Source organism: Neisseria sp. P0022.S010, from assembly GCF_051956635.1.
Genome location: NZ_JBQCXF010000145.1, coordinates 1 through 6,939, shown reverse-complemented (window position 1 = coordinate 6,939; position 6,939 = coordinate 1). Strand labels below are relative to the sequence as shown.

8 protein-coding genes are annotated in these 6,939 nt (G+C 51.5%); all 8 read right to left on the bottom strand.

Annotated features, from left to right (window positions below; all coding sequences use genetic code 11):
* A partial coding sequence (locus ACTHUT_RS12060) for an amidase family protein (protein WP_440418831.1) occupies window positions 1–643 on the bottom strand: 643 nt, incomplete at its 3' end.
* A gap of 202 nt (window positions 644–845) precedes the next feature.
* Complete coding sequence (locus tag ACTHUT_RS12055; RefSeq protein WP_250601360.1) at window positions 846–1,430, bottom strand: L,D-transpeptidase family protein; 585 nt, start codon at window positions 1,428–1,430, stop codon at window positions 846–848.
* 13 nt (window positions 1,431–1,443) lie between these two features.
* A complete protein-coding gene (murD, locus tag ACTHUT_RS12050; protein WP_250601362.1) occupies window positions 1,444–2,781 on the bottom strand; it encodes a UDP-N-acetylmuramoyl-L-alanine--D-glutamate ligase in 1,338 nt (445 codons plus the stop codon).
* 43 nt (window positions 2,782–2,824) lie between these two features.
* Window positions 2,825–3,748, bottom strand: coding sequence for an SEL1-like repeat protein (locus ACTHUT_RS12045; RefSeq protein WP_440418830.1), 924 nt, complete (start codon window positions 3,746–3,748; stop codon window positions 2,825–2,827).
* Between the two features lie 60 nt (window positions 3,749–3,808).
* A complete protein-coding gene (locus ACTHUT_RS12040; RefSeq protein WP_250601364.1) occupies window positions 3,809–4,297 on the bottom strand; it encodes a group II truncated hemoglobin in 489 nt (162 codons plus the stop codon).
* Between the two features lie 115 nt (window positions 4,298–4,412).
* Window positions 4,413–5,495, bottom strand: a complete 1,083-nt coding sequence (gene mraY, locus ACTHUT_RS12035; protein ID WP_003685861.1) for a phospho-N-acetylmuramoyl-pentapeptide-transferase — start codon at window positions 5,493–5,495, stop codon at window positions 4,413–4,415.
* A gap of 101 nt (window positions 5,496–5,596) precedes the next feature.
* A complete protein-coding gene (locus ACTHUT_RS12030; RefSeq protein WP_250601366.1) occupies window positions 5,597–5,746 on the bottom strand; it encodes a hypothetical protein in 150 nt (49 codons plus the stop codon).
* Between the two features lie 15 nt (window positions 5,747–5,761).
* Window positions 5,762–6,939: UDP-N-acetylmuramoyl-tripeptide--D-alanyl-D-alanine ligase (locus ACTHUT_RS12025; RefSeq protein ID WP_440418829.1), on the bottom strand; the 1,178-nt coding region annotated here is incomplete at its 5' end.

Below are 6,939 nucleotides of genomic sequence, written 5' to 3'. Positions count from 1 at the left end.
ACACATGGTCGCATACCAAGCCTTGCCATGCCTCCGATGCGTTCGGCGCGTAACTGCTGCGGCCGCGCGTGGGTTTCAGCCCGAACACGCCGCAGTTGTGCGCGGGTAAGCGGATGGAGCCGCCGCCGTCGCTGCCGTGCGCTGCGGGTACGACGCCCGAAGCCACTGCCGCCGCCGCGCCTCCGCTGCTGCCGCCTGCGGTGTAATCCAAATGCCACGGATTGCGCGTGATACCGTAAATTTCGGTTTCGGTAACGGCATATGCGCCCCATTCGGGCGTGGTGGTTTTACCGAACACGCGCAGCCCCGCATCGAGATAGGCTTGGGTCAAATCGCTGTTTTGCTTGGCAATGTAATGCTGCATCATGCGCGATCCCGACCATGTCGGCGCGCCTTCCCAATCCGCCAGCAGGTCTTTGAGCAAAAACGGCACGCCCGACAGCGGCGTATCGGCATTTTCAGACGACCCCTGCCACGCTGCCGCGCGTTCGCGCAAATCGTGCGCCAACAGATTGAGCTTGGGATTGACTTCGTCCAAGCGGTTTAAAGCAGCCTGCAACACTTCATCGGCGGACACTTCTTTTTTGCGGATCAGCTCTGCCAAACCAACGGCATCGTAACGGATGTAGTCTTGAAAATTCATGGGTTTTCCTTTCGGATTGATGAACACACGTTTTGTCGGTCAGGCATGGCTGCCCGCCTTTTCGCCGTTTGCCCGCATAGGCAATTTTTAAGAAACAGTAACACCGGATAAGGCAAAGAACAAGTTTGCCGCTGCTGCAAAAAGGTCGTCTGAAACCGCCTTGACGTTTTCAGACGACCTTTGAAGCAATGTCGCACATGGTTTACGGCAGAATCTCAATTTCCGCATTGTGTTTTACGCTGCGGTAGAGTTCGTCGACTTCTTCGTCCGTGACTGCGATGCAGCCATTGGTCCAGTCTTTTTGCAGGTGTTTTTTACCGATAAAACCCCAGCCATTTTTCATGCCGTGGATTTTAATCAGCCCGCCCGGGCTTTTACCTTGTGCCGCCGCGTAGGCTTTGTCGGATTCGTTGGGGTAGGAAACGCCGAGGTTTTTATGATAGCCGCTGTTGGGATTACGTTCATTGATGCGGTACTTCCCTTCGGGCGTTTTGCCGTCGCCTTCAAACTGTTTATGCCCGACCGGTTGCTTGCCCAACGAAATGGGATAGGTTTTCAGCAGCCTGCCTTGCGAGTACGCCGACATGGTGCGTTTGCTTTTATGCACAACCAATCTGTCGATAACTGCATCTTCAGGCAACGGCGTTTCGCTTGACTCGGCAACGGATGACTCGCCTGATGTCGCAACGGTCTGCTCGGAACGGATGGGCATGGAATACCAAACCACTCCGGCAGCGACTGTCAAAAGCAAAACCGCCGCCAAACTGATTTTCAACCCTCTTTTCATGTTTCAGACGACCTCACAAAGCCTTAAACGCTTCGATAAACACTTCCGAACGGTGTGCATAGCCTTTGAACATATCAAAGCTCGCGCAGGCGGGGCTGAGCAGCACAATATCGCCCGCTTCGGCTTGAGCGTATGCCGTCTGAACGGCTTCTTCCAAAGTGGCGCAGTCGGTCATATTCAGACCGCAGCCGTCCAAATCGCGGCGGATTTGCGGCGCATCGACGCCAATCAGGAACACGCCTTTTGCCTTACCGGCAAGCGCATCGCGCAGGGGCGTGAAGTCCTGCCCTTTGCCCATGCCGCCCAAAATGACGAATAGCGGATTTTGCAAACCGGCAATCGCGGCGGCAGTCGCACCGACGTTCGTGCCTTTGCTGTCGTCGATGAACACCACGCCTTTTTTCTCACCGATTTTTTCCACGCGGTGCGGCAGGCCTTGGAAGGTTTTGACGTGTTCGAGCAATGCTTCGCGCGGCAAACCGACGGCTTCGCACAAGGCAACGGCAGCCATAACGTTGGCGGCGTTGTGCAAGCCTTGCAGCGGGATGTCTTGCGTGGCAATCAAATCCTCATTGCCTTGTTTCAGACGACCCGTCTCGCGTTCCAACCAAAAATCGGCTTCGTGTTCCAACGAAAACCATTTCACCTCGCGCCCGGCGCGCTTCATGGCGCGGCAGAACACGTCGTCTGAATTTAAAACCTGCACGCCATCGCCACGGAAAATCTTGGCTTTGGTATGCGCGTAGTCGAGCAGGTCGTCGTAGCGGTCGAGATGGTCTTCGGAAATGTTCAGCACCGTCGCCGCAGTCGGGCGCAGGCTTTCGGTGTTTTCCAGTTGGAAGCTGGAAAGCTCCAACACCCACACGTCGGCCTTTTTGCCTTCGCGCTGCAATTCCGCCTCCAAAACCGGCGTACCGATATTGCCCGCGATAACGGTATCCAGCCCGCACTTGATGCAGAGATAGCCGACCAAGCTCGTTACCGTGGTTTTGCCGTTGCTGCCGGTAATCGCAATCACCTTGTCGCCGCGACGGTTCACAATATCCGCCAGCAATTCAATGTCGCCCAACACGCGCCCGCCGTTTTGCTTGAACTCCTCGATATCCGGCTGCCGCTCACTGATGCCGGGACTGAGCGCCAGAATATCGAAACCGTTGTCCAGCGCATCTTTCAGACAGCCTGTATAAAACACCAGCCCGTCAAACATCTTACCGATTTGCGACACGCGCTCCGGTTTCAGCTCCGCATCATACGCGGCAACCTCCGCGCCGTTTTTGCGCAGATAGGCAATCATGGAAATACCCGTGCCGCCAAGTCCGGCGACAAGGATTTTTTTGTTTTGAAAAGTCATTTTGGTTTGTCCTAGTTTTTTCAGACGGCCTTTGAATAAGGATTCAATATCCTGCCTGATTCAATTCTCGATAAGCATCACAACTTTGTTGTAGCCCGTTATCACAAGCCTTACCAAACCACTCTTTGGCAATCTTATGATCCTGACGAACACCTTGTCCGTTGACATACACTACTCCCAAATTATATTGGGCTTCTGCATATCCTTGCTCTGCCGCCTTACGATACCAATGCACCGCCTGTGCATAGTCTTGACGAGCTCCTCGCCCATCGACATACATATTACCCAAATTAAATTGTGCTTGAGCATACCCTTGTTCTGCCGCCTTACGATACCAATGCACCGCCTGTGCATCGTCTTTAGGGACTCCTCGCCCATCGGTATACATATTACCCAAATTAAATTGGGCTGCTGCATTCCCTTGTTCTGCCGCCTTGCGATACCACTGCACCGCCTGTGCATCGTCTTTATACACTCCCCTCCCTTGGTAATACATCAGACCCAAATTATTTTGGGCTTCTGCATACCCTTGTTCCGCAGCCTTGCGATACCACTGCACCGCCTGTGCATCGTCTTTAGGGACTCCTCGCCCATCGGCATACAGCACGCCCAAATTCAATTGTGCTTGAGCAACCCCTTGCTCTGCCGCCTTACGATACCACTGCACTGCCTGTGCATCATCTTGACGGACTCCTCGCCCATCGGCATACATCACACCCAAATTAAATTGGGCTTCTGCATCCCCTTGTTCTGCCGCCTTGCGATACCACTGCACTGCTTGTGCATCATCTTGACGGACTCCTCGCCCATTTGCATACATCACACCCAAATTATATTGGGCATCTGCATCTCCTTGCTCCGCAGCTTGAAGCATTTCCTTAAAATCCGGCACATTATCTGCTGAAACCACTTGTACCAAGCCCAAAGACAATAGGGCTACCATCATTTTTTTTAATAATTTATTCATTTTAAAATCCATTTCTTTCAAATTATTGTTTCTATTTTATCCTAGTTTTTTCAGACGGCCTTAACTAGCAAATTCCTCAAAAAATCCGTTGACATCATAGCTGGCTAAAATCTGCTGCAATTCCGGTGCGTGCACCCATGGGTCAACCGCCATTGGCGGCATAGGCGGTTCGATACCGTCTTCGTTTTGGTTACGACACCAATCTGCCATGGCAAAAACTTGGATTAACACCGGTTCGGCAAGTGCTTTGTCGATGTCCAGTTCGCTCATGGCTTGGGCAAAGCAGGCTATCCATTCGTTGCGGACTTGTACGTTGACGGCAAAAGGCATATGGCGGGCGCGCAGTTGGGGATGGCCGTATTTTTCGACAAAAAGTTGCGGACCGCCGAGCCAGCCGCTGAAAAATTCGTAGAGCTTTTCGCGTATCAGGGTCATGTCTTCGCCGTGCATTTGGCGCAAGGCTTGGTATTGCGGCTCAAGTTCCATTAAGTCGTAGAAACGGTCGGTCAGGGTGCGGATGCCGGTTGCGCCGCCGAAAGATTGGTACATGTTTGGGGACTTTCTGTGTGGATTATTGCGGGATTTATTTTGAGACATAAGATTCAGGCAAGCATGCTTACCTTACATAATGGCCGTCTGAAAGTTTCAGACGGCCTTTGGAGATTTAGCGGATTTTGAGGGTACTTAAACCAATCAGCACCAAGACGATGGTAATAATCCAGAAACGGACGACGACTTGGGTTTCTTTCCAGCCTTTTTGTTCGTAATGGTGATGAATCGGCGCCATCAGGAAGATGCGTTTTTTGGTGCGTTTGTACCAACCGACTTGCAACATAACGGAAATGGCTTCAACAACAAACAGGCCGCCCATAATGACGAGGACAAATTCTTGGCGGATGATGACGGCAACGGTACCAAGCGCCGCGCCAAGCGCGAGTGCGCCGACGTCGCCCATAAAGACTTGTGCCGGATAGGCGTTAAACCACAAAAAGCCGAGACACGCGCCACACATGGCGGTACAGAAAATTACCACTTCGTTTGCACCGGCAACGTAAGGCAATTGCAGGTATTGGGCAAATTGGGAGTGTCCGCTGGCATAAGCAAAGATAGCAAGGCCGGCGGCGACAAGTACAACGGGGAATGCGGCCAAGCCGTCCAAACCGTCGGTCAGGTTAACGGCATTGGATGTGCCGACGATGGTCAGGTAGGACAATACCAAGAAGCCGACGACACCAAGCGGCAAAGCAACTTGTTTGAAGAAGGGAACAATCAGGATATTGTTGGCGGAATTTGTCGCAAGGTAGAACAATGCCAAACCGGCAATAATGGCAACGCTGGACTGCCACACCATTTTGAATTTGGCAGACACGCCGTTAGGGTCTTTATAAACCACTTTGCGCCAGTCGTCGTAAAAACCGAGTGCGCCGGTAGCAAGCAAGACTCCTAAGAGAATCCAGATATAAGGATTTGCCCAGTTGCCCCACAAGATTGTGGACACGGTAATGGCGGTCAAAATCAGCGAACCGCCCATGGTTGGGGTACCGTTTTTAATCAGGTGGGTTTGAGGGCCGTCGGTACGGACGGCTTGACCGACTTTAAGCGCAGTCAGCTTGCGGATGGTCCACGGACCCAACAATAATGAAAATACCAGCGCAGTCAGCGCAGCCATCACGGCACGGAATGTGGTGTATTGAAAAATATTCAGACCGGTTAACCAGTTACTGAAATGTGCGAGCCATAAAAACATGGGGCTTCCTTTTTTGTTTTTGTTGTTACAGCGGGCTTATTGCCCAATTAAAAATAAATCGGTATGCCGTCTGAAATTTCAGACGGCCTTGTTGAGTAAGATTATTTTTCTACCACGCAAATCGGATAGTTTCCAGGATTCTTTCCGCCTCCTAAGTCCAAGCAAGTATCTTCATAGATAAATGCCTGTACTTTCATTCCGGCATAAAACGCGACAATCAGCAAACCAGCCAATAGAAAAATCTTTTTCATATTTCAGACGGCCTTTTACGCGGTTGTTGCTGCCAATGCCTCAACCACTTCTTCCATCTTCATAAAGCGCGAGCCTTTGACCAATACAGTAGCGCGTTCAGGTAAATCGTGGCTCAACACTTGGATCAGCGGATCTTTGTCAGCAAACCACAAACCTTCCGCGCCAAATGTTTCTGCCGCTTCAACGCTGTTATCGCCGACAAAATACGCGGCCTCGATACCTTTATCCCGTGCATACGCGCCAACTTCGGCGTGCATGGCGGCTGCCTCATCCTCACCCAATTCGCCCATGTCGCCCATCACAAAAATACGCGGTGCAGGCATAGCGGCGAGCACATCAATGGCGGCTTTCATGCTGTCGGGGTTGGCATTATAAGTATCGTCAATCAAAGTTGCATCTTTAATGCCTTGCTTGATATTCAGACGGCCTTTGATATTGCTGAAATTTTTCAAGCCGTCTGAAACTTCTGCAAGGCTCAAACCTGCCGCCAAAGCCAAAGCCGCCGCCGCTACGGCATTATGTACATTGTGACGGCCGGGGACTGGCAATACCACGGCAACACGTTCATTACCACGCACCAAATCAAATTCGCAGGACAACGGTTTCAACTCAATATTTTCTGCATGGACATCGCCACTGGCAACGCCGAAAGTCTGAGCGTTCAATTGTGCAGTAGCAGCTTCAAATGTAGCGATATTGGCATCTTCACACGGAATCAGCGCAATGCCGTCTGAAAGCAAACCTTCGTAGATTTCACTTTTGGCTTTGGCAATATCACCGACACCATCAAAATCGCAACCAACATGCGCACGTAAGGCATTATTGACCAAAGCAACATTCGGACCGGCAATTCGGGTCAACAAAGACAATTCGCCAAAATGGTTCATGCCCATTTCAATGACGGCATAGCGGTGTTTTTCGTTCAGTTTCAACAAAGTCAGCGGCAAGCCGATATGATTGTTGAAATTGCCGGCAGTCGCCAAAACAGCTTCATCACCGAATCGATGACGCAATACGCCGGCCAACATCTCTTTAACCGTCGTTTTTCCGGAAGAGCCGGTAATGCCGAAGACAAACGGATTCACATTTTCACGCCACGCCTTCGCCAGTTTTTGCAAAGCCACAAGCGTATCGTCAACCTTCAACGCGCCTTTCAAAGCCGCGCAATCTTCGCGCGGAACCACAACCGCTG

Bases quoted from the DNA above. Each gene is read 5' to 3' on its own strand.
- mraY (WP_003685861.1), bottom strand. From the start codon at position 5,495: ATGTTTTTATGGCTCGCACATTTCAGTAACTGGTTAACCGGTCTGAAT.
- ACTHUT_RS12040 (WP_250601364.1), bottom strand. From the start codon at position 4,297: ATGTACCAATCTTTCGGCGGCGCAACCGGCATCCGCACCCTGACCGAC.
- ACTHUT_RS12045 (WP_440418830.1), bottom strand. From the start codon at position 3,748: ATGAATAAATTATTAAAAAAAATGATGGTAGCCCTATTGTCTTTGGGC.
- murD (WP_250601362.1), bottom strand. From the start codon at position 2,781: ATGACTTTTCAAAACAAAAAAATCCTTGTCGCCGGACTTGGCGGCACG.
- ACTHUT_RS12030 (WP_250601366.1), bottom strand. From the start codon at position 5,746: ATGAAAAAGATTTTTCTATTGGCTGGTTTGCTGATTGTCGCGTTTTAT.
- ACTHUT_RS12055 (WP_250601360.1), bottom strand. From the start codon at position 1,430: ATGAAAAGAGGGTTGAAAATCAGTTTGGCGGCGGTTTTGCTTTTGACA.